The 21,000-nt window shown below is 58.4% G+C and carries 17 protein-coding genes; 6 read left to right on the forward strand and 11 right to left on the reverse strand.

The annotated features are described in order from the left end of the window. Positions 1-29: 29 nt before the first annotated feature. Together basC and IH404_RS15120 are read right to left on the reverse strand one after the other, a co-directional pair. Positions 30-1,349, reverse strand: a complete 1,320-nt coding sequence (basC, locus tag IH404_RS15115; RefSeq protein ID WP_005788355.1) for a putative histamine N-monooxygenase — start codon at positions 1,347-1,349, stop codon at positions 30-32. A 31-nt stretch (positions 1,350-1,380) separates the two neighbouring features. Further along, positions 1,381-5,721, reverse strand: a complete 4,341-nt coding sequence (locus tag IH404_RS15120) for a non-ribosomal peptide synthetase (protein WP_194438269.1) — start codon at positions 5,719-5,721, stop codon at positions 1,381-1,383. Positions 5,722-5,864: 143 nt separating this feature from the next. On the opposite strand from IH404_RS15120, the gene IH404_RS15125 reads away from it, so the two are divergent. The 5 genes from IH404_RS15125 (at position 5,865) to IH404_RS15145 (ending at position 11,826) form a co-directional block, all read left to right on the forward strand. Further along, positions 5,865-7,010, forward strand: a complete 1,146-nt coding sequence (locus IH404_RS15125; protein WP_199803502.1) for an isochorismate synthase MenF — start codon at positions 5,865-5,867, stop codon at positions 7,008-7,010. A 27-nt stretch (positions 7,011-7,037) separates the two neighbouring features. Continuing rightward, positions 7,038-8,873: a (2,3-dihydroxybenzoyl)adenylate synthase gene (locus tag IH404_RS15130; protein ID WP_005788360.1), complete on the forward strand. Its 1,836-nt coding sequence runs from the start codon at positions 7,038-7,040 to the stop codon at positions 8,871-8,873. A 39-nt stretch (positions 8,874-8,912) separates the two neighbouring features. Next, a complete protein-coding gene (locus IH404_RS15135) occupies positions 8,913-10,136 on the forward strand; it encodes a histidine decarboxylase (protein WP_005788362.1) in 1,224 nt (407 codons plus the stop codon). Between the two features lie 28 nt (positions 10,137-10,164). Continuing rightward, entirely contained in the window at positions 10,165-10,497 is a 333-nt protein-coding gene (locus IH404_RS15140) for an isochorismate lyase (RefSeq protein WP_005788364.1), read from the forward strand. A 399-nt stretch (positions 10,498-10,896) separates the two neighbouring features. Continuing rightward, positions 10,897-11,826 (forward strand): LysR family transcriptional regulator, encoded by a 930-nt coding sequence (locus IH404_RS15145; RefSeq protein ID WP_194438273.1) that lies wholly within the window; start codon positions 10,897-10,899, stop codon positions 11,824-11,826. Positions 11,827-11,874: 48 nt separating this feature from the next. Here IH404_RS15145 and IH404_RS15150 read toward each other — a convergent pair whose 3' ends face one another. The 3 genes from IH404_RS15150 to IH404_RS15160 are packed head-to-tail and all read right to left on the reverse strand — an operon-like array spanning position 11,875 to position 14,634. Further along, positions 11,875-12,771, reverse strand: a complete 897-nt coding sequence (locus IH404_RS15150; RefSeq protein WP_194438275.1) for an alpha/beta hydrolase — start codon at positions 12,769-12,771, stop codon at positions 11,875-11,877. 16 nt (positions 12,772-12,787) lie between these two features. Further along, positions 12,788-13,639, reverse strand: coding sequence for a LysR family transcriptional regulator (locus tag IH404_RS15155; RefSeq protein WP_194438277.1), 852 nt, complete (start codon positions 13,637-13,639; stop codon positions 12,788-12,790). Positions 13,640-13,686: 47 nt separating this feature from the next. Beyond that, the gene (locus tag IH404_RS15160; RefSeq protein ID WP_005788373.1) at positions 13,687-14,634 is read right to left on the reverse strand and encodes an MBL fold metallo-hydrolase; all 948 of its coding nucleotides are present in this window, start codon (positions 14,632-14,634) and stop codon (positions 13,687-13,689) included. Positions 14,635-14,866: 232 nt separating this feature from the next. On the opposite strand from IH404_RS15160, the gene IH404_RS15165 reads away from it, so the two are divergent. Next, the gene (locus tag IH404_RS15165) at positions 14,867-16,504 is read left to right on the forward strand and encodes a GMC family oxidoreductase N-terminal domain-containing protein (protein WP_194438280.1); all 1,638 of its coding nucleotides are present in this window, start codon (positions 14,867-14,869) and stop codon (positions 16,502-16,504) included. 14 nt (positions 16,505-16,518) lie between these two features. Here IH404_RS15165 and IH404_RS15170 read toward each other — a convergent pair whose 3' ends face one another. The 6 genes from IH404_RS15170 to IH404_RS15195 all read right to left on the reverse strand — a co-directional run bounded on the left by IH404_RS15170 (position 16,519) and on the right by IH404_RS15195 (position 20,992). Beyond that, positions 16,519-17,817: an FAD-dependent oxidoreductase gene (locus IH404_RS15170; RefSeq protein ID WP_194438282.1), complete on the reverse strand. Its 1,299-nt coding sequence runs from the start codon at positions 17,815-17,817 to the stop codon at positions 16,519-16,521. Further along, positions 17,814-18,389: a c-type cytochrome gene (locus tag IH404_RS15175; protein WP_194438284.1), complete on the reverse strand. Its 576-nt coding sequence runs from the start codon at positions 18,387-18,389 to the stop codon at positions 17,814-17,816. The genes IH404_RS15170 and IH404_RS15175 overlap by 4 nt, the downstream gene beginning before the upstream one ends. 36 nt (positions 18,390-18,425) lie before the next feature. Further along, positions 18,426-18,917, reverse strand: a complete 492-nt coding sequence (locus IH404_RS15180; protein WP_005788380.1) for a hypothetical protein — start codon at positions 18,915-18,917, stop codon at positions 18,426-18,428. 53 nt (positions 18,918-18,970) lie between these two features. After that, a complete protein-coding gene (locus IH404_RS15185) occupies positions 18,971-19,579 on the reverse strand; it encodes a class I SAM-dependent methyltransferase (protein ID WP_005788382.1) in 609 nt (202 codons plus the stop codon). A gap of 61 nt (positions 19,580-19,640) precedes the next feature. Next, positions 19,641-20,201 carry a hypothetical protein gene (locus IH404_RS15190; protein WP_005788384.1) on the reverse strand — a complete coding sequence of 187 codons (561 nt, stop codon included), beginning with the start codon at positions 20,199-20,201 and terminating at the stop codon, positions 19,641-19,643. Further along, positions 20,198-20,992 (reverse strand): hypothetical protein, encoded by a 795-nt coding sequence (locus IH404_RS15195; protein ID WP_005788386.1) that lies wholly within the window; start codon positions 20,990-20,992, stop codon positions 20,198-20,200. The genes IH404_RS15190 and IH404_RS15195 overlap by 4 nt, the downstream gene beginning before the upstream one ends. Between the last annotated feature and the right edge of the window lie 8 nt (positions 20,993-21,000).

Below are 21,000 nucleotides of genomic sequence, written 5' to 3' on the forward strand. Positions count from 1 at the left end.
GGTAACACCAAGGCCCTGCCTTTCACGCACTAAACCTCATGCATGCCATAACGCTGGAACGACGAACGTTTGGGCAGGCGGTAGTGCGGGCGGCCGAGCAGTTGATTGGCAATGCTCGCATTACGAATCGCGGCAATGCCCAGGTCCGGCGAGCCCACGCCATGCTGGAAGATCTCGGCGTTCTGCACAAAGATACGCCCTGCCCCGTCATCACAGCGACGTGCAGTGAAGTCATCCTCCACAAGGCAGTCACCGTGCTCATCGGTTTCCAGCACTGTCCCCTTGAGCCGCTCAAACCACTGCGGCCAGGCATGCCCGTAGCCCGTGGCGGCCACAATCGCGTCCGCCTCCAGGCTGCCGGTCTGGTCCAGCTCACGATGCCGATAGGCAATACGCAGCGTACCGGCGACATCCTCGACCGTCTCGACCTCACAGTTGGACATCAAGGTCAGGCCAGGATCATTGCCGCCGATGGAGCGCTCATAGATCAAGTCGTAGATAGCGGCGATAGTGGAAAAACTGATGCCCTTGTACAACAACCCCTGCTTGGCCACGACCTCACGACGGCGCTCACGCGGGAGGCTGTGGAAGTACTCCATATAGGACGGCGTAAAGCACTCCTGCCCCAGCTTGGAGTATTCCATGGGGTGGAAACCGGCTGAACGGGTGATCCAGCGGATCGAGGCGCCCGCGGCAATCCGCTCGGGGGTCAGCTCATTGAATAACGCGAGCACGCACTCGGCGGCGCTCTGGCCGGAGCCAATCACGGTGACACGCCGACATTCCGACAACTGCGCCTGGCGCTTGCCAAACTCCGCCGAATGCATGATGGGCGCCGTGCTTTTTACCTGAGTCCATTGCGGCAATATCGGCGTAGTGCCGATGCCTACCGCCAGGTTTCGACTGGAATAGTAGCGTTTGAAGCCCGACACGGACTGGCTTTCAATCAGGAACTTTTCGGCGCCCGCGTCGTAAGTCACATCACAGATATCCTCGCCGAAATGGCACGTCGGCAACTGCAGCGAAGCCCAACGACAATAGTGATCGTACTCGCGGCGCGGCACCTGGAAGTTCTCGTAGTAATAGAACTGATACAGGCGATCGTGCTGGTGCAGGTAATTCAGATAGCTCAGTTCGTGGGTCGGGTCGGCCATCGTCACCAGGTCCGCCAGAAACGGCACCTGCAACGTGGTGCCCGGTAAGAGCAACCCTTCATGCCAACGAAATTCGGCTTTGCGATCCAGGAAAAGACTGGTCACGCCGGAATGTTTGGACAATAAAGCGGCCAACCCGAGGTTAAAGGGCCCGATGCCAACACCGGCGATATCTACAGTGGGTAAATCCGTCATCCAATCTGTCTCCCTGGGTATTGCTATGTGGTTATGCGCAGGCGAGCAATCGCTCGACATCTTGTGCGTTACGGCAACGCAGTAATTGTCCGGGGGAAAGCGTCACCGCCAGTTCCTCTTGGAGCCGGGCCGCGATGGCTTTCAAATGCTGGGGCCGCAGGCCCAGACTGATGAAGTCGACCGATGCATTGGCGCCATCCTGCGGGGGCCTGCCCAACACACTCAGGTAGATCGCCAAGACCTTGTTGCCCTGGGTCGCAACGACCTCTTCGGCAGGTTCCTGCAACAAGCTGCGGGCACGCGGGCGATCAGGCTTGCCGTTTTGCGATAACGGCAGCGCCTCCACCGCCAGGAATCGCGTGGGCACATGGGATTGCGGCAAATGCTCGCGGGCGAACTGGCGCAACTCGGCGGCGGTCAAGGGGGCGGCGTCTTCGGCACTCACGTACAGCGCACCAATGTTGACCTCGCCCTGGCGCTGTTCGCCGTAGTCCACTACCAGCACATGCCTGACCGCCGGATGCTTGATCAGCTCGATCTCGATGTCGGGCAGCGACACGCGTACGCCGCGCACCTTCACGTAGCCATTCACACGGCTGTCGAACATCAACGTGCCGTCACGGCGATAGCGCCCGCAGTCACCGGTCCGAAATGCGCGTACGGCCTGGCCGTGCTCATCGATGACGCTGATAAATTCGGTTTGTGCCAGCGCGCCGTTTTCCAGATAGCCCAGGGCCAGGTTGACGCCTGCCGTATGAATGCGACCGACAACGCCTGCTGGGCAATGGGCTCCCTGGGCATCGAGAACCAGATAACAGTTGCCCGGTAACGGTCGGCCGTAGGGAATTTGCAGCTGGTCATCAGCAGTGATGTCGTGCCAGATGCTCCAAATCGTGGTTTCTGTCGGCCCCCCCAGGGAAATCAGGCGGGACGATGGCAGCAGCCCGCGCAACTCGGCGATCACGCCCGGCTTGATGTAGTCGCCGCCCTGGGCGATCAGGCGCAGACTGACCAAGTCATGTTCACCACGGCACGACAGCAGCATTTCCAGAATGGCCGGCACGGAACACCACAATGTCACACGGTGCCTGGCGATCAACTGATTCCAACGCACCGCATCCTTTTCCTCGCCGACGCCAGGCAGCACCAGAGTGGCGCCGGCCGTCAGGCAGCCAAGCACATCGAAGACCGACATGTCGTGGTGCAGCGGGGTGACCGACATGAACACGTCGCCCTGGCTCACGCGCCAGTGTGACAAGGTGCTGCCGATGACATTGGCCGTGGCACGGTTGCACAACACCACGCACTTGGGCTTGCCGGTGGTGCCTGAGGTGTAGAGGTAATACGCCGGCGCTTCGCTCATTGAGCGATCATCCAACATTGGCGCACTGGGCTGCGGCCCGGCCAGCAATTCGTTCGGCGTGGCGTGGGCTTGCGCGACCGTCTCGCCCGAGCTGATGACCACCAGATCGGGTCGACAGTTTTCCAACAGATACTTCCGACGCTCGTCTGGCGCCGAGGCGTCGATAGGTACCCAGATCACGCCCGTCAACGCACAGGCCAAGGTCAGCGTGGTGTGCTCCGGGCTGCGTGGCAAGCAGATGGCGACCACCTGGCCCGGCCCGATGCCACGGACCTTGAACGCCGCAATGACACGCGACACCCCCGCTCCCAGTTCGGCGTAGCTGATCTGCCGCTCGCCGCTGATCAGGGCGATCCGTTGATTGGCGGGATCGAACAGGTGCTTGGCGATTTGCTCCAGGAATCCTTCGGCACTGGCCTCGGTCGTCGAGCTATTGAGGCGATAGTGAGAGGTGTCGATGATCGCGGTAGCGTCCATGGCAAACTCACCGCTGGCGCTGATCTGGCTGATGGCCTTTTCCAGCGCATCCAGGATGTCGTGAACCACCGCTGGGTCCAGGACTTCCCGTGCATAGTCGATATCCAGCATCAGCGCGCCCTCGGCGTTAGCCCAGAAGCGAATATCCATGGCCACCTGAGGCGTCTGGGTCAGGCCGCCTTGCAACTGCATTAGACTGTTCGACGCCGACACTGGCCAGGAAAAACCATTGGTAATCACCACCGGCAGCACTGGCCCAGGGCCGTGGGATTCGAACAGCAACCGGGCGAGGTCAACGCCCGAATAGGCCAGGTGTTGCAGCCCTTCCAGCACGTCCACTTGCAGCTTCGCCGCACGCTCCGTCAAGGTGCCGGGAGCCTCGCTTCGGTTGATCGCGATAAAGCTGGAACGATTGGCAAATGCACCACCCGTTTGCGGCGCAACAGGCACCGCCACGCACAAGCTGCCCTCATCGATCCAGTGGGACAGCACCTCCATTACCAGCGCCATCAGGGCGGAGTTCTTGAATAGCCGCTGCCGGGCGCCCAATTTGCAGAAACCGTTGAATACCGCCTTGGGCACTTGCCGGCTTTGGCGCTCGTAGCGCGATGCCCGCACTTGATCGAGCGGCACCCGCCATGGCAGGCGTGGTGCACCCGTCACATCGGCGAGCTTGGTCTTCCAGTAAACCGCATCGGCCTTGCGTTGACCGGTCTGATCCACCGAGGCAGGCGCAGCCTCGGCAGCGGGCTCATCGCCAGTCAGGCCGTCGAACAGCTCGACCAACAACGCAGCAATGGAGCGGCCGTCGAGGATCAACGCATCCAGGCGCACGAACACTGTCAACTGGTGGTCGGGCAGGTGGAAGATCGTGACATTCCAAGGCGCACGGTCCAGCTCGAAGATGGCGTGGGCGTATGCCTCACGACGCCCATCGATGTAGGCCGACGCTGCTTGCGTCGACATCGAGGTGAGGTCAACTTCCTCTAGATTGATGCAGGCTTCATCGCTGACATAACTCACCAGCTTGAGCGCATCCACCCGTGTGCGCAGGCTGTCATGGCGCTGAACCATCGCCGTCAGGCGACTGCGCAGCAGCGTCGGGTCCATGGCCCCGTGGTATTCACGAAACTCCTGCATGGCCACGCCGCCGAGAGGCACCTGGGTGCCACGGCCCAATAAGTACGCCTGCTGCAGTGCTGACAGTGGTTTTTCGAGAGTGCGCGATACACCGACATTGAGCGTTTGATCCAACGCGCGAGAATCGGCCGCCACTTCCTGCGTAATCGCCACAAAGCGGTCAAAGAACGTCGTTACCCACGGCAGTGGCAACGCATCAAGACGGATATCCCAATTGATCAGGATACCGCCATCGGCGCAGGCAATCTGTGCATCAAGAGCCACCTGAGGCCCTTGGGAGATGACCCAATTCATCGGGCCGAATACACGCCGGACGCGCGGCGAAAGCAAGTCGCCACCGGGCATGTCCAGCGCAGCAGTAAAGACCACCGGCGCCAGCTGTGGCGAACCCTGATGGCGGGACAGATCGCGCATCACATTCACGCCCGGATAGGCGCAATGCTCAAGCAGGGTGACCATTTTTTTCGCCAGCTGCGCACACAGCACGGCCGGCGTGGCGGCGGACTCGATGTCCACATCCAGAATCAACACATTGGCAAAGTCACCCACTACGCGCTCGACATTATCCACCAACGGCTGGCGCCAGAACGTCGGTACATTGAGGCGCAAGCTACGGTCGCCGGTCTGCTCACCGAGCACCGCCGCAAACAGCCCCATCATCAAGGTCGAGAGGGTAATCCTGCGTTCCCGTGCCACTTGTTGCAATGCCTGACGCTCGACGGGGCCCAGCCAGGTATGGAGCCGGTGGCTTTGCGCTTGCTCCGGCGGGCGTTCAAGCAATGGCAAGGTGGGTGCCGGGGCAACGTGCGCCAGGCGCTCACGCCACCAGGCACGGTCGCGATCACGAGCGGCCTTGAGCGCCGGGTCGACACGGGCCTTGTCGTACCAATCGAAGAAGGATGGCGTGTGCGGCAGCGTGTCATCGGGCTGCTCGTAAAGCCGGGCCAAGTCCTCCATCAGCGTGCGGAAACTGGATGGGTCGATGGCGATCATGTCGGTATCGACATGCAGGCGAAACCTATCGTCCGCCATCAGGCTTACTGCAAACCGGGCGCCCGGCCCATGGCCGAGGTCCAGTTGCTGATGTGTCCACGCCTCCCGTTTGGCCAGCAGGTGGCGGGCGGCCTCCGGCGCGGTCATGGCACGCAGGTCTTCGACTTCCAACTGAGGCGATTGGTCCATGGAAGCAATGAATTGCAGCCCTTGCGCATCCACCCGCACTCGCAGCATCGGATGCAGCAGGCTGGCCCGCTCAAGCGCTTCGCGTAAGCGGTCCAGTTCAATGGAATGGCCATCGAACTCGGCATAAAGATGAGCCGAAACCCTCCCTAAAAAGGCGTGAGCAGTACGCCCGATCCAACAGGCGGCTTGCATCGAAGTTAACTCTCTCATGGTCCACTCATGTGATTGACAAATCTAAATGATTAGCGTCACCTATTAAAAACGATAATGATTATATTTCAAGATATAAATTTTCGACCACAAGCCACGGAGGCTTTCTGCAAATGAGAACGAGCACCCTTAGGACGAGCGACATGGATGAGGTGCAACAGCTTGATGCAACGCGGAGTTTTTCATTTACCTCGGGTGATCGTGAGCTAGCTGTCAGCGGCATGTTGCAACGTATCGAAACTCCGGCCATCGCCGGCGAAAACGCCAGCAGCCTGTTTCAAAAAACCGTTTCGCACGCCTTTGAACAAGCGCGCAAAGCTGGCCAGGCCAACCCGATTATCGTCGGTGCCATCCCCTTCGACCCCGCTGAAGCGTCCTGCCTCTACATCCCCGAACACGCCGAGTGGCGCGCCCGCAGCGGTGCCGTGCAAACCGGCGCGGCCTCGATGCCGGAACTGCTTGAACAAAAAAACATACCGGACGAGCAAGGCTTCAAGCGCACGGTCGAACACGCCATCGTCAACTTCCGCCACAGCGACGTGCGCAAGGCAGTGCTCTCGGTGCAGCGCGAATTGCTGTTTGCCCAAGATGTGGACGTGAGCGCCATGCAGAACAATCTGCGGGCCCAGAACCCCGGCGGCTACCACTTTCGCGTGCCCATGCCGGACGGCGCCACGCTGATCGGCGTCAGCCCCGAATTGCTGGTGCACAAGGACGGTCTGGACTTCGTGTCCAACCCCCTGGCCGGCTCGGCCAAACGTATGGCTGACCTCGAAGCCGACCGACGTAACGCCGACTGGCTGGCCGCCTCGGAAAAAGACCACTACGAACACCGCCTGGTGACCGAAGACATCGCCTCCCAGCTCAGCGAATTGTGCACGCAACTGAACGTGCCACAGCGCCCTAGCCTGATCAGCACGCCTGCGTTGTGGCACCTCTCCACTCGTATCGAAGGCACCCTGGCCGACCCCGGCATCTCGGCCTTGCAGTTGGCTTGCCGCCTGCACCCAACCCCTGCGGTCTGTGGCTTCCCTACCGAGCGCGCCCGGCACCTGATCCGATTCGTCGAACACGTCGAGCGCGGCCTGTTCACCGGCATGGTCGGCTGGTGCGACGCCCAAGGTAACGGCGAATGGGTCGTGACCATCCGATGCGGCACCATCAAGCGCAACAAGGTCCGCCTGTTCGCCGGCGCCGGCATCGTCGAAGCCTCAAGCCCCGACTCCGAATGGACAGAAGTCCAGACCAAGCTCGGCACCATGCTGCGCGCATGCGGCCTGGCCCACTAACTTCCCCATTTTTCAGCAGTGACCCTCATGACTCTAGAATTCACGCACTGGCCCCTCGAAAGAGCACAACGCTATCGGGAAAACGGCTACTGGATCGATCAACCCCTCACCCACCTGCTTCAGGCCCGCAGCCAAGCACAGCCCCAGGCTTGCGCGATCATTTGCGGCGAGCGTCGCTTCAGTTACGGCGAGCTAGACCAACTGTCCTCCAACCTGGCCTCGCGCCTGGCCGCCAACGGACTTGGCCACGGCGACACCGCGCTGGTGCAACTGCCCAACATCGCCGAGTTCTACATCGTGCTGTTCGCGCTGCTCAAGGCCGGCATCGTGCCGCTCAACGCGCTCTACAGCCATCGCAAACTGGAGCTCAAAAGCTACGCCAAACAAATCACACCAAAGCTGTTGATCGCCTCGCGTGAGCATGAAGTGTTTCGTGATGACGGCTACCTCGCCGACCTCAACGAAGTCGGCGCAAGCCCTCAGGTCACGCTGTTCCTCGGCGAACAGCACTTCCCCAACAACCTGACCGCATGGATTGAAAGCCCAAGCGACAGCCGCGTGGACTTCTCTCCCAGCGCACCAGATGAAGTTGCTCTCTTTCAGTTATCCGGCGGCAGCACCGGCACACCCAAGCTCATCCCACGCACCCACAATGACTACCACTACAATGCCCGTACCAGTGCCGAGGTGTGCGGCCTGAGCGCACAAACACGCTTTTTGTGCGCCCTGCCGGCAGCGCATAACTTCCTGCTCAGCTCGCCGGGCGCCCTGGGCGTATTGTACGCGGGCGGTACCATCATCATGGCGCCGAGCCCAGAACCGCAGACCTGCTTTGCAATGATCCAGCGCCACGAAGTCAACACCGTCGCCCTGGTGCCCAGTGCCGTCGCGTTGTGGCTGCAGGCCGCGCCGCAGCGCACCGAGCAACTGCAATCGCTTGAATTCCTCCAGGTCGGCGGCGCCGTGTTCGCCGACTCGCTGGCCCGCCAGGTGCCCGGGGTGCTCGGCTGCAAACTGCAGCAGGTGTTCGGCATGGCCGAGGGCCTGATCAACTACACTCGCCTGGATGACACCGACGAGCAAATCTTTACCACCCAAGGCCGCCCGATCAGCCCGGGGGACGAAATCAAAATCGTCGATGAACAAGGTGTGCCCGTAGCGGAGGGCGAGCCCGGCATGTTGGCTACCCGCGGCCCCTACACCTTCTGCGGCTACTACCAGAGCCCCGAACAGAACGCTCAAGCCTTCGATAACGAGGGTTACTACTACTCCGGTGACCTGGTGCAAATGACACCCAGCGGTGACTTGCGCGTCGTCGGCCGGGTCAAGGACCAGATCAACCGGGGGGGCGAAAAAGTCGCTTCCGAAGAGATCGAAAACCTCATCGTGTTGCACCCCGAGGTCACCCACGCCGGCCTGGTCGCCATGCCCGACGCCGCACTCGGGGAAAAAAGCTGCGCCTTCGTCGTCTCGTGCAATCCCAACCTCAAGCCGCCCGCCCTGCGCCGCCACCTGATCGAACTGGGCATCGCCGAATACAAACTGCCCGACCGCATCCGGCTGATCGACACCATGCCGCTCACCGCCGTGGGCAAGATCGACAAGAAACAGCTGCGCCATCTGCTGACGGCGGAAACCACCCGCGCCTGGCTCAAAACCCGCGTGTTGCAATTGATCGAAGACGGTGAAGAGCTGGACCCCGAGGAAAACCTGATTTTCTACGGCCTCGACTCCCTGCAAGTGATGAAACTCGCCGCCGAACTCAAGGAGCGTGGAATCGCCGTCACCTTTGAAGAACTGGCCGACTCGCCCACGCTCGCCAGTTGGTGGTCGCTGGTGGACACGCGGAAAACAGCGGCCTGACCGGGCCGCTTCGCCCAGTCGATTTAAAAGGAGTTAGAGATGACTTTATCCACGGCCGACCAAAGCAGGCTTGAACACTTCTGGCAGCACTGCGTGACCCATCAGTACTTCAACATCGGCTACCCCGAATCCGCCGATTTCGATTACTCCCAGTTGCACCGTTTCCTGCAGTTTTCGATCAACAATTGCGGGGACTGGAACGAGTACAGCAACTATGTGCTGAACTCGTTCGACTTCGAAAAGGACGTGATGACTTACTTCTCCGAGCTGTTCGACATTGCGCTCGAAGACAGCTGGGGCTACGTCACCAATGGCGGCACCGAAGGCAATATGTTCGGCTGCTACCTGGCCCGCGAACTGTTCCCTGACGGCACCTTGTATTACTCCAAGGACACCCACTACTCAGTGGCCAAGATCGTCAAGCTGCTGCGCATCAAATGCCGTGCCGTCGAATCCCTGCCCAACGGCGAGATCGACTACGACGACCTGATGCTCAAGATCGCCGCCGACCAGGAGCGTCACCCGATCATCTTCGCCAATATCGGCACGACGATGCGTGGCGCGGTGGACAACATCGCGACCATCCAACAACGGCTGCAACTGGCGGGCATTGCCCGGCGTGACTATTACCTGCATGCCGACGCGGCACTGAGCGGGATGATCCTGCCCTTCGTCGACCACCCACAACCTTTCACGTTTGCCGACGGCATCGATTCGATCTGCGTGTCCGGGCACAAGATGATTGGTTCGCCGATCCCATGCGGCATCGTGGTGGCCAAGCGCAAGAACGTGGCGCGCATCTCCGTGCAAGTCGACTACATCCTGGCCCATGACAAAACCATCAGCGGCTCACGCAATGGCCACACGCCGCTGATGATGTGGGCGGCACTGCGCAGCCACTCGTTCGCCGACTGGCGCCAGCGTATCCGCCACTGTCTGGACCAGGCGCAATATGCCGTGGATCGCTTCCAGGCAGCCGGCATCGATGCATGGCGCAACGAGAACTCCATCACCGTGGTGTTTCCCTGCCCGTCAGAAGGGATCGCGAAAAAGTATTGCCTGGCCACCTCTGGCGACACCGCGCACTTGATCACCACGCCTCATCATCACGACAACTGCATGATCGATGCCTTGATTGATGAGGTCATCGCCGAGTGTGACACCGACGCCTGGAGCATTGGCGCCGCCCGTGCTCATCAAGACACCCATGAGCGCCCCCCTGCCACTGCCCGGCTGGCATGCCCACGCTTCGACGTAATCTGAAACCGAACCCCTATTAGAGACAAACACCATGTCGTCACTGAAAGTACCCGAGGCGTGCGAAAGCCTCACCGACATCCGCGCTGGCATCGACTTTTTCGACCGTCAGATCCTTCAGTCACTGCAACAGCGCTTGGGTTACGTGAAAGCCGCCGTGCGCTTCAAGGCCAACGAACAAGCGATCCCCGCGCCGGAACGGGTTGCGGCGATGCTGCAGGACCGCCGCGAGTGGGCCGTCGAGACCGGGTTCGATGTGGATTTTGTGGAAAAACTCTACGAGCACATCATTTATTGGAACATCCAACAGCAAATTTCCCATTGGCAGGCGCTTTATCCGCAGCGAAGTATCGAAAACACCCGCTAAAGCGTCGAAAGGCCCGCCCATTTAAGTCCACCCGCTTTGACTTAATGGCCAACGCCAACACGTCCTCAAGAATCGATGAACAATCGCGCTGATTCGAGAGCGATCAGTGAGCAATCTCGGGCCCATGAGCTGCTTATGAACATCTGGCATCGCCCACTTTTAAACGAGGTGCTATGTCAGATGTTCAATTCAGGGCTGCTGTCTCGCGAACCTAGTGTGCATGAGATCCAAAGCCCCGTTCACTGTCTGCCTCGCTATTTCCAGATCATTTCCTGGATCACGTCTCGTCATCAGGGACACCTGCGCACTCATAACACTTACAGGTAGGTCGGGTTCAAAGTGCGGTACTCTTTCCTGAAAACCGTAGGTGCGCCCAATGGCACAGCAACAGGAGCGACCGTGAACAAGTTGGCTGAAATGCAGTGCTTCGTGGTAACCGTTGATACCGGCAGTATTTCAGAAGCCGCAAGGCGTCTTGGAACAGCCAAGTCGGTGGTCAGCCAGCGTATCCGGCAGTTGGAAAAACGCCTTGGCATTATTTTTTTCGATCGAGGTCGCCAAGTAAGCCCGACTGAGGCGGGAAAAGTGTTTTATCAGCACTGCGTACGTATCCTTGCAGATGTTGAGCACGCCGAAGAAGCCATTCTTGCGTTCACGTCAGAATTAAGCGGCAACCTGCGTTTGTCGGCACCGATGGCGTTCAGCAGCCGTTATCTGACGCAGATTCTTTCGTCTTTTGCACTGCGCTACCCGTCGTTGCGCCTGGATATTGAATATGATGACCGTTATGTGAATTTACAGGAGGAGAACTTTGATGCTGCGATTCGCATTGGTGAATTGCCTGACTCCTCCCTGGTCGCCAGAAGCATTGCTGGAAACCGCCATCTCATCTGTGCAAGTCCTGGGTATATAGCCACTCATGGTGCGCCGCAAACGCCCGAGGAGCTGGCCGAGCACCATGCCCTGCTGTATGTGCATCGTGAGCCTCACGGCATGTGGGCATTGCCGGTAGGTAACTTGACAGAGTCTTTCCGGGTTCGAAGCCGGATGCGCACAAACAATGGATTTCAATTGCTGGAGGGGGCAAAAGCTGGCATGGGGCTGGCGATATTGCCTACGTTCCTTGCCGTGGATGCAATCGTTGCCGGTGAGCTACAGATCGTGTTGACTTCTTACGAGCCTCGGGGCGGTAACATATCGCTGGTTTATCGCCAGTCTCAGCGCACCTCGCCAAAGATGGAGGCCTTGTCGAACTTTCTGATCGAACAGATTGGCAGTCCTCCTATATGGGAACAGCAACTGACGGCTTATCTGGAAACCGTCAGTTGACTGTGCGCAAAGCCCGAGATCTTCGTTTGCTTTGAAGGCCTGGTCATGTCAGGTGTTGAGGTGTTGATTGAACCAGCTGGCAGCGGCTTCACTGGTAACCTTGAAGTTTTCAACATAGGGGGTGAAGTGCCCTCCTTTGATCATCACAAGCTTCTTTGGCTCCAGTGCTTTTTCATAAGCCGCGAGGCATATATCCGTGGCGGTCAAAAGATCGTTATCCCCCACAATCATCAGGAACGGTGTTGGGCTGATACGCGAAATAAAATGACCAGGTTCGTTCTCCCGGAACAACTCGGTGCTCCTCAAGGTCACCTCATTCTTCCAGTTCGGCGCAAACGACCTAGTGTTCATGAAGAACTCATAACTATCTGCTCCTACCATGGCACAGGCAACGCTCGGGTCATCGGACACCGCCGCAATGGTTGCGGGTTGTGCACCTGCAAAACGGGCCTGTCGGTCATTGTCATAGCGAGCAAGCATGGCAGGCACGAGGTCCGAGCGTAGCCGGCGCTTCGCCGATTCATAGCCACTGATCGAGGGAACCTGAGCAACAACGCATTTTACGCGACGATCAATTGCAGCAACTTCTATGACATGTCCGCCGCTCAGACTTGTTCCCCAGATGCCAATTCGCTGTGGATCAATGCCTGGAAGTGATTGCACAAAGGTAATGGCGTCGCGATAGCCACGACGTTGCAAGACAGGGTCCATCTCCTGCCGTGGCGTGCCTTCACTGTCACCAAAGTTTGCATGGTCATAGACCAGTACATGAAAACCTTGCGAACAGAACACCTCCGCATATTTATCAAGGTATTGTTCCTTGACCGATGTAAAACCATGCGCCATGACAATAGCGGGTGTTGCAGACGAGGTGTTTTCTGGCTCATAAAGCCAGCCCTTTAATAGAGTTCCCTCGGAAACAAAACTGATGTTGCTGCGTTTCATAACATCCTCACCATATTCAAACTATTACCTGCGCACTCAAGAGTGCGCGCACAATCGCCTTTAATCGTGGTACATCACGCAAATCACGATGGTAACCAAGCCAGAGTTCTCGACCTGGTGGAGACGCTTGCAGATCAATCACTTTAAGCCCCGGGATTTTTTGCCCCACGACCACGGGCAATACCGCGAGTCCTAGCCCTGCCGCGCATAACTGCGCCTGAATGATCCGATCATTACTGCGTTGCATGACGGACGCTTCGGGTAGCAATTGCTGTAGCCATGCCACATCCGGAAAATGGTTGAGGTCTGCATTCATCAGAATCAGGTTGACCCCCTCCCCTGTACCGCTGGCGACGCTGTAGTTCTGCGCCGCGTACACGGCATATCGAACGTCCATCAATTTGCGCTGAACGATATCCGGTTGGTCGAAGGGAACATTTCTAAGTGCAACGTCGGCTTCACGTCTCGATAAGTCGAGCATGCGCGGCGAAGTAAGGATTTCCACTCGAATGTTCGGATGCTTGCGCGCGAAGCTCACCATCAAGTCAGGCATTACATAACCAGCGAACCACTCCGGACAGGTAATTCTTATTCCGCCCTCAAGGTGCTCATCATGGATTGCCATCTTGCGATTTAGCGCCAAAGCGCTTTGTTCCATGCTTTCTGCCAAATCGAGAATGGATTCGCCTTCGGCCGTGATCACCAGCCCCTCCCCGGTGCGCTGGAACAATTTTTGGCCCAACGCTTCTTCCAGGGCCTGCACACGGCGACTCACCGTAGGTCGGCTGACCCTCAGTTGCGTTGCTGCATCGGCATAGGTTCCAGCGCGCACAACGGCAAGAAAGACCTTAACATCGCCCCACTCCATATGAATGCTCCTTGTCTTTAGTGCCGTTGCGCTTAATCACTCAGCACTCATTTCTGAACGGGCTGCCAGAGGTAGTCTTCGCCCTTCTTTGCCACCTTGCCAATACCAGGGAAATCAATGTGGGCGTCGGCAACCCAGTATCGTTCAGTGGATGTGGCGGCATCTTCCAGCGCCGCCTTACGGGTACTGATTGCCTGACTTGGAGTACTGTCGTAGATGACGGTGACTTGCGGTTCAGGGAATTGAACCGGTTGCACATGGATTACATCGCCCCAGAACAGCAATTGGTCCCCTCCTTCACTGACCTTGAACCCAGTATGCCCCGGGGTATGCCCGCGTAAATCGATGGCTTCAATGCCCGCAAAAAGCTTGTCCCCCCATTTGAAGGTCCTGACACGACCGGCGTCCTGGTAAGGTTTGAGATAACGTTTGACTGCAGAGAATGCTTCAGGCTTGTCCTCTTTGCCCAACGCAATGGAGGCGTCCGACATCCAGTAGTTCAACTCATTGTCATTGACCTCAACTACCGCATTCTTGAACGTGCGTTGCTGCCCGTTCAACAACCCTCCGATATGATCGGCATGCAAGTGCGTCATCAGTACCACATCGATCTGATCGGCGCTGTAGCCCGCGGCCTTCATGCTTTCCAGCAGGCGGCCGGCAGTGCTTCCGGTCAGTTCGCCACCGCCGGTGTCTACCAGGATTTTCTTGTCCCCTGTATCGACCAGATAAACATTGACGGACATGCGCGCATCTTTATCCAGCCCTGCCTGTTCAAGCAGCGTACTTATGCGGGCACCATCGCCCCCTTCAAGGATCTTGACCATATCGGCAGGGAGGTAGCCGTCATAGAGGGCAACCACCTTGAACTTGCCGACATTCATCGAGTAACTGGCCTGGGCGTCGGGCAGCGCAGATGCGAACACACTATTGGAGATAGACAGTGCGAATGCGAACGGCAGTACTGCTGAGTAAATGGATTTGAATAGCTTCATTGTGTGGTTCCTGAAGTAGGTTGTGTTGCACACACTGTCCTCGATTGAACCCACTGAAATAAACATTTTTGTGTGAAATCCGGGCGTACAAAAATGTACGTCGGTTGCGCAGCTGTTCGTTCGCCAAATACGAAATGTCGATTCGCTTTTTGCAGGCTTATTAAGCAGGCGAGCTCGGCTTTATCGTTCCCTCTGCACGCATCTGACCTCACCTTCAACAGGAAGAAAATGCATGAGAGAAACTATCGGTAACCCCTCAAGAAGGACTCTATTGGCAAGCGGTGTTGCAGTCGCCGCGACCCTGGCAGCAGGCAGTGGGCTGACCAGTGTTTACGCTGCCGGCGAGTCTCATACCAAAGACTCGGACGCAAGCTCGCGCGTGGATGTAATCATTGTGGGGGGCGGATCTGCTGGTGCGGTATTGGCCCGGCGCTTGAGTGAGAACAGCAACCGTCGGGTACTGCTGCTTGAGGCGGGTCACAGTTACGGTCCGCAAGGTTATCCGGAAATTGTCGCCAACAGCGACATTGTCGGAGCCAATGCCAACCCTGAGTTCGAATGGGGTTACAAGACTCAGCCAGGTTACGTCGGTCACCCTATTGGGGCGCTGCGTGGCAAGGTACTGGGAGGCAGTTCGGCTATCAATGGGGCGGTGGCGATCCGTGCACGCGACACCGACTTCAAGCGCTGGAACTTGCCCGGATGGAGTTATGAAGAGATGCTGCCTTCATTCAAGAAACTTGAAACCCGCAGCGGCGGCGACGCTACTTTGCACGGCCACGAAGGACCGCTTCCAGTACACCAACTCAAGCGCGCAGACGTAACGCCAATGCAGCAGGCGTTCATGGATGCGACGTTGGCCAACGGATTCAAAATCATCAACGATTTCGATGGGGCCGACGCTGACGGTGTGGGGCCCTACCCGATGAACATCGTCAATGGCGTGCGCATCAATACCGGCATGGCATATTTGAACGATGAGGTCCGCGCGCGCAAAAACCTTGTAATCCGCCCAGATAGTTTGGTGGACAAGGTGCTTTTCGAAGGCAATCGTGCAATTGGCGTACGGTTGGCCGATGGCGAGACGTTGCACGCCGGCGAAGTGATCCTGTCGGCCGGAACCTATGGTAGTGCGGCCATCCTGCTGCGCTCCGGTGTCGGGCCTAAAGCTGACTTGCAGGCGTTGAACATCGAGCAAGTGGTGGAGTTACCCGTTGGCCAGCACTTGATGGATCACCCCTTCTATTACAATGCCTACGCAGCCCGGCCCGAACTGATCGGCCGACAGTCACCTGCCATTGGTGCCAAGTTGTGGACCCATAGCAGCAGCGCCAGTCATGGCGATCTTGATCTGCACATCACGGCAACCCATCTGTTCCCGCACGACCAGAGCCCGACCAAGGTGGCGTTTGTACTCGCTGTTGCCCTGACCCGCCCCATGTCCCAAGGCACACTGACCCTGGCCAGCCGTGATCCATTTGTTGCGCCGCGCATCGACTTGAATTTCCTCGCAAGGCAAGAAGACCGTCAGCGTCTGCTGGAGGGTATTCGGTTGGCTCGCAAGATCGGTAGCACCAGACCGTTGCGGGAGTTGATTCACTCGGAGCTCAATCCAGGCAAAGGCAACGACTCGGACGAAGCCCTGCTCGCCAGCGTGCGGTCCAGCCTCGATACCTATCACCATCCCACTTCATCTGCGCCCATGGGGCGTCCAGGCGACGCGCGCGCCGTGGTGGATTTGAATGCACGGCCATTTGGCCTGCAAGCTTTGCGGATAGTCGATGCGTCCATCTTTCCGGATGTGCCCTCGGTAGCCACCAATATCACCGTAATTGCCCTTGCCGAGAAAATCGCCGGCCAGTACGCATGACTCGCGAGACCACACTAGCCAAACGCCTCTTTGACCAAGCTGTCGAACATGCTGTAGGCCGACAGCGCTTCACGACGATAATCCTCGTCGTTGGCGTCCAGGGGGGTGACCCGTAGGGTTTGGATCTCGATGAGATTGCGGGTTGCGTCATGCTGGTAGTGAAGCAGCACCGAGATACCGTAGTTGTCAGCACACAGGCTGTAGCAGACATTCATGTATTGCGGCTTGAGCAACGCCAGGCCGTGCATCTGGCTATGGATGGCCAATGCACAGACTCTGGCCTGACAGGTCGCGGCGAAGGCTGACTTGGGTAGTTTCTCGGCGTAGGCAGCGTCGCCGATCACATGCACATCCGGTACCAACAAGGATTCCAGGGTCTGGGTGTTGACTGGACACCAGCCATGTTCGGCAGCAAGGCCGTTGCACCGTGAAAAATCATCAGCCTGCTGGGGCGCGATAATGTTGATCACTTGGCCACTGACCGGCCCTCCCTCCGTCAGCAACTGTCCTTTGGCTTCGTCGAAACCTTGCACGGTGCCTCCCTGCAAGGCGCCGATCCACTGGATGTTGGCCTGCTCGCTACCATAGCCATAGAAGCGTTTCCAAGCCTGCTCGAATTGCGCTTGCTTGGCGAACCGCGGCTTGGCATCCAGAATGATCACGCGTGAATCGGGCTTGTGGGTCTTGAGATAATCGGCAATCAGGCTAGCCCGTTCATATGGACCGGGCGGGCAGCGGTAATCGTCCACAGGTACCGAGATCAACACATTGCCGCCGTTGGGCATAGCCTCCAGTTGCTGCCGGAGAAGACGCAGTTGTTCGCCGCCGCCCCAGGCATGAGGTACACGACGGGCCACCGCCTCGCTGTAACCGGCGATGCTTTCGTACTTGTAGCCAATGCCCGTCGCAACTACGCAGCGGTCATAACCAAGTACCGAACCATCGACAAGAATGACCTGCTTTCGCTTGGCATCAATCGAGCGCGCCCTCTGATGCACCACCTCGATGCCCTCGGCGCGTAACTGCGCGTACCCGAAGATCAGGGTTTCTTCGTCCCGCTTGCCTACCAGGTACTCAACCCCCAGTGGACAGCAATGATACTGCGGGCTGGGCTCGACCAAAGTGATACCGACGCTGCTATCCAGGCGCCTGAGCGTACGAGCGAAAGTTGCGCCGGCAAAGCCGCCGCCGATCACCACTACGGCATAAGATGAGGCCGTCAGGTGCCCCATCGGCGTGGCCAGCGTCTGGATTGAGGAAGCGCCGATACCAGTGGCCAGCCACTTGAGCAGCAGTCTTCGTTGTCGGTTCATCGGCATAGAGCCTCCCGCGCGCAACCTTGCAGGTAACCCAGCAACTCTTGTAATTCCTCGCCTTTGAGGGCAGACATCGCGCTGGCCATTTCCTCCGGAACCGTTCGTTCGCCCGTGGCCATATCCTTCAGCACTCCTTCCATATATCGCGCATTTTGTCCTTTTACATACGGCGTATCCGCCTGCTTGTCATGGCAACTGGAACAGTGTTGAGCGTACAACTGCTCCCCTTGGCCGGGTGCCTGGGACGGCGGCGCCCCCAGCAAGACTTTCGGCAGACCGCTGTAATACTTGGCGAACTGCCTGAGTGTCCGGTCGTCGTACCCTTCCATCGCCCGGTTCATGATGGTGCCTTTGAGAGTGCCATCGCGATAAGCGGCGAGGGTCTTGTACAAGTAGGCCTCGGGCTGGCCGGCCAGCGAAGGAATCGCCCCGGGCGTGCGTTGCCCCTCAAAGCCGTGGCAATTGATACAACCGTTGCTCAACATGAAGGGCTCGCCACGACTGCTGGCTTGCAGACCGGGCACCGCAAAAACCAGGACGATAAACAACGACCCGATGACCACGCGCATAGGCAGGACTCTCTCTGTGCTTTATATCGGCCGTTTTTACTCAGTGAGCACATTGCTCATGTACACCTTGGTATGACGCAGGTACTCCTTGGGAATGTGGTAACCGCCGTAGGCTTTCACATGGCCGTCGATATAGCCGCTCATGGCCTCGCGTGAAGCAAATATTTGCTTGGCCCGCTCGAAGGCCACCGCATCGCGGTAGATCATCAGGTGGATCAGCGGCTCGCCCAGTTCGGTGGGGATGAGGTTGATCACCTTGACCCCTTCCTTCGATTTGCCGGCATAAGTTTGCATGTACGCAGCCTGCGAGGTGACGAAGGTATTCAGGAACGCCTCCTCCTGTCCCTTGGGTGGCTCAAATATGATGGTCATGGCCTTGCTGGTGGAAGCTGCAGCCGCAGTTGTCGGGGGCTGAGTCTGAGCCCATGTTTGGCTGCCAAAAAACCACAGAAAGCTGACCAGGCCAAGACGTGCTGTAAGTTTGTTCATCACGATCACCGTTATTGTTACTGATGGCTTATTTTTCATGTTGGGCCAGGCTCCTCCGGCGAGCCGGCCCGATGGCGGACACGAGGCTTTTCCTATTTGTGCAACACAACTGAAATCATTCGCCCGTCCAACTCCGCCGTGGGGTCGGCTGTATCCCTGGGGGCAACCTGCACCGAGCTGATTTCCACGCGGCGATAGTGTTCGAACATCACGCGCTGGTACTCCAGCGGCAGCAAGGGCCGGATGCAGAACAGGGCCAAGCGTCCGCCATCGTCGAGCAGCGATTGTGCGGCGAACTTGAGGAACTGGAGGTTCTCGTCGTCAACCGCAGCCATGTCATCGGCGAACGGATCGAAGAAGATCGCCGAATAGCGCTGGGTGGGTAGCTGCTGCCAATAACCTGGGTGCAACTGTATGTTCGTGCGCATGCCCTTCCAGCGCTCAGCCTGGAGCAGCACTTGGGGGTGGGGTTCGACAATCGTGTGGGACACCGGGCCGAACTCCTGCAGAATACTGGCCGAGATGCCCATGCCGAAGCCGATTTCCAGTAGACGGTCATCAGGCGTGAGTTTGAGGTCCTCGACCATCCTGCGGATCAGTGGCCTCTCCCATTCATGCATGACGTACTCATCGCCGATGCGCAGCGAATCACCGGTGTAAACCGCTTCTGTCGCCAAATATTCCTTGCGTTGCGGGTCCATGAACACTCCTTTTCACTTCACTCAAGGGAGGATCGGCAATCACGCCAACAGGGCGGTAGCGTCACCTCACCAGTTTCAATTCCGGCCTGCCGACGAAGGCTTGCGCCGGCGTTACATTTGATTTCAGCAACAGGGTCTGGAACCCGCCTTTGAATGGAACCCTGGCAAGGACCGCGATGCTCAGTTCTTCGAGGTACAGAGAAAAGCCTTGGAGCGTCTGCAGGGATAGCCCGGCAAGTACGGCGTATGCAATTTCCAGCAGCAACTGGTCGAGATAGATCACCAGAGTGCTTTCGCTGTGTCGGCAAAAAATCGCTTCCAGTTCGATGGCAAATGCATGATAGAGCGTGCTCAGGCTCAGGCTGCCGTTGCGACCGGCATAGGGATCGAACAACCAGTCCATCTTGCGGGCCCCATGCACCTGCTGCGGATCGTAGAAATCCTGCTCGAAGACCTGGGTCTGGATCTCCAGACTGTCAGCCAGTGCCAGGACCGGGGCATAGCAGGCTGAGCGGCCGGACATCACTAGCAGGTTGTCATGTGCCCGATGCAACGTTTGCAGGTGGTCTTGCAATAACGCCTCGTCGACCTGCCGCGCACAGCGCATCAGAATCACGTTCATCTCATGGAACTCCTGAAACCAGCCTCGCAAGCCGCCAATGCCTCGATATGCCGTGTACGGGTAGCTCCGACAATACAAGCATCGACCTGGCGATGATGAAAGGCGTAGTCCAGCGCAGGCTCCAAAGGAATATCGCCGCCCGCCAGACAATGCACTGCGTAAAGCCGGGACCGGGCCTTGATCTGATGTAGATAGCCCGCGTAGCTCGCGCATTGCATATTCAAGAGGTTGACTGGCACCGCAGCGCCGGCGAACGGCCGTTCTTTCAACACCTGCAGGAAGCCGGCGCTGGGATGGAACCCCAGGAGAATCCGCGAGGCCGCCGGAATGGCCGCCTCCATCTGTCGCAGGATCGCCTCAAGCAGCGCGTATTGCTGTTGCGCCAGTAGTATGTCCAGCCAGTCGCCACCCAAGGTCACCAAACCAGGCTGGCAGCACCGGATGATTTCGAGGTCTTCGGCTATTTGTTGCGCATCGGCGGTGAAGGTATAGCCAAGTGCAGTGTAGTAGTACGCCGGGGCTGCCTGGACCTGACGGACACTGACGCCCTGCCCTGTTGCCTGCTCGGTCACCCGCAGAAGAAACCGCGAATGATAGATATGCCGCGTTCGTGGGCCGCCGGCCAAGGCATTACTGACGGCCTTGGCTGTGGGCCAGTCGCCGCTGGCCATGCCCAGGTTGGAACTGGCCAATACCCGGCGCGCGATCTCCTCGACCTGCTGCGCCGAGTAGGGGCTGCCGTAACGTTTGAGAAACCCCCGGTCACCCAGGTACAGAATCGGCTCATCCATGAGTACTT

Source organism: Pseudomonas sp. OST1909, assembly GCF_015277575.1.
Lineage (GTDB): Bacteria > Pseudomonadota > Gammaproteobacteria > Pseudomonadales > Pseudomonadaceae > Aquipseudomonas > Aquipseudomonas synxantha_A.

Bases quoted from the DNA above. Each gene is read 5' to 3' on its own strand.
- IH404_RS15170 (WP_194438282.1), bottom strand. From the start codon at position 17,817: ATGAACCGACAACGAAGACTGCTGCTCAAGTGGCTGGCCACTGGTATC.
- IH404_RS15180 (WP_005788380.1), bottom strand. From the start codon at position 18,917: ATGAAAAATAAGCCATCAGTAACAATAACGGTGATCGTGATGAACAAA.
- basC (WP_005788355.1), bottom strand. From the start codon at position 1,349: ATGACGGATTTACCCACTGTAGATATCGCCGGTGTTGGCATCGGGCCC.
- IH404_RS15140 (WP_005788364.1), top strand. From the start codon at position 10,165: ATGTCGTCACTGAAAGTACCCGAGGCGTGCGAAAGCCTCACCGACATC.
- IH404_RS15185 (WP_005788382.1), bottom strand. From the start codon at position 19,579: ATGGACCCGCAACGCAAGGAATATTTGGCGACAGAAGCGGTTTACACC.
- IH404_RS15150 (WP_194438275.1), bottom strand. From the start codon at position 12,771: ATGAAACGCAGCAACATCAGTTTTGTTTCCGAGGGAACTCTATTAAAG.
- IH404_RS15190 (WP_005788384.1), bottom strand. From the start codon at position 20,201: ATGAACGTGATTCTGATGCGCTGTGCGCGGCAGGTCGACGAGGCGTTA.
- IH404_RS15160 (WP_005788373.1), bottom strand. From the start codon at position 14,634: ATGAAGCTATTCAAATCCATTTACTCAGCAGTACTGCCGTTCGCATTC.
- IH404_RS15155 (WP_194438277.1), bottom strand. From the start codon at position 13,639: ATGGAGTGGGGCGATGTTAAGGTCTTTCTTGCCGTTGTGCGCGCTGGA.
- IH404_RS15120 (WP_194438269.1), bottom strand. From the start codon at position 5,721: ATGAGAGAGTTAACTTCGATGCAAGCCGCCTGTTGGATCGGGCGTACT.
- IH404_RS15130 (WP_005788360.1), top strand. From the start codon at position 7,038: ATGACTCTAGAATTCACGCACTGGCCCCTCGAAAGAGCACAACGCTAT.
- IH404_RS15165 (WP_194438280.1), top strand. From the start codon at position 14,867: ATGAGAGAAACTATCGGTAACCCCTCAAGAAGGACTCTATTGGCAAGC.
- IH404_RS15175 (WP_194438284.1), bottom strand. From the start codon at position 18,389: ATGCGCGTGGTCATCGGGTCGTTGTTTATCGTCCTGGTTTTTGCGGTG.
- IH404_RS15135 (WP_005788362.1), top strand. From the start codon at position 8,913: ATGACTTTATCCACGGCCGACCAAAGCAGGCTTGAACACTTCTGGCAG.
- IH404_RS15195 (WP_005788386.1), bottom strand. From the start codon at position 20,992: ATGGATGAGCCGATTCTGTACCTGGGTGACCGGGGGTTTCTCAAACGT.
- IH404_RS15125 (WP_199803502.1), top strand. From the start codon at position 5,865: ATGGATGAGGTGCAACAGCTTGATGCAACGCGGAGTTTTTCATTTACC.